The sequence below is a fragment of the Photobacterium halotolerans DSM 18316 genome, from assembly GCF_000425165.1.
Classification (GTDB): Bacteria; Pseudomonadota; Gammaproteobacteria; order Enterobacterales; family Vibrionaceae; genus Photobacterium; species Photobacterium halotolerans.
Genome location: NZ_AULG01000062.1, coordinates 1 through 1,035 on the forward strand (window position 1 = coordinate 1; position 1,035 = coordinate 1,035).

Below are 1,035 nucleotides of genomic sequence, written 5' to 3' on the forward strand. Positions count from 1 at the left end.
CCCGCCGAAGCGGGTTTAGTCAGGGTAATAGGTAAGCATCACGGATGAGTTTTTAGTTTCACTGACCTGCTTAGGCTGAATCAAGCCATAAACCAAGTTGTACAGCTCCCCACTCCACGCGGCAGGGACCGCTGTTCTTTCGATGGTAATATACCGCAAGGTTATTTCTTGCCCTGCGGCGCTACCCCCCGCAGGCTTGTAAGTGGTGGTTCCTACGTCACTAACAGTGAATCCTGCAGACTTTAACTGGCCAACCGTCCAGCTGTAAGTAGACACCCCAGGGATAATAAACAGAACAATTGACGCGTCAGTCAATGATGGGTTTAAGGAGGTAAAATAGAAAGTTACAGCCAACTCATATTCATCACTTCGGGTATCTTCTGCTTTTAGCCTAACCCCTGCAATATGGGACTTTTGCCACTCTGTTGTATCAGCCCCATTGTTGGAGTTAGGCAAAATATACGCAATCGAGCTTCCAGTAGATGGGCTTATGAATTGGGGGGATGTTGTTTGTAAATAGGTCCGATAATACTTACTTGTTCCTGAGCTGATATACCGATAAATTTGCTGACTGTTCCCCGTCACCCCCCTGTCAGTGAAAAGGATTAATTTCCAGATACCGGCATCTTTTTGCCACCCCTTCAAAACATTTCGCCAATTGCCCGCGACTTTCGCAAAGGGGGCAGCGTCTTTCCAGACACCACCAACTTTAACTTTGTTTGTCATGGTTAACCTTACTCATACATAAACCAGATATCGCCATCCTGGCCTTCTGCCGGTGTGGGTTCGAAGCTTGAAACATGGATACCCAATTCAAGTTTGGTCGGCTTATGGCCTTCATCGTAACCTTGATACCACTGCTCACCCCCGCCAAAGTTAATTTGGCGCATGGCTGTCCACCATTTCTGTGTCGCCCCCCTGTGGTGGGCCGTCGCATGTAGAAAGTTTGTGCCGTGTAGTCTCAGATCCCACACAGTGTATGTTTCTGGAGATAGGGTGTTCAGGTTTGGATAGGCGGCGGCATCAATCGTAAAC

General features: G+C 48.1%; 2 protein-coding genes. Both read right to left on the reverse strand.

Annotated elements, in window-relative coordinates:
* Nucleotides 1-15: 15 nt before the first annotated feature.
* Nucleotides 16-726: a hypothetical protein gene (locus H511_RS0109360; protein WP_027252053.1), complete on the reverse strand. Its 711-nt coding sequence runs from the start codon at nt 724-726 to the stop codon at nt 16-18.
* Nucleotides 727-734: 8 nt separating this feature from the next.
* Nucleotides 735-1,035: hypothetical protein (locus H511_RS24910; protein ID WP_211225197.1), on the reverse strand; the 301-nt coding region annotated here is incomplete at its 5' end.

What these genes read in the sequence shown, in the direction of transcription:
- H511_RS0109360 (WP_027252053.1), bottom strand. Translation starts at nt 726, where the DNA reads ATGACAAACAAAGTTAAAGTTGGTGGTGTCTGGAAAGACGCTGCCCCC.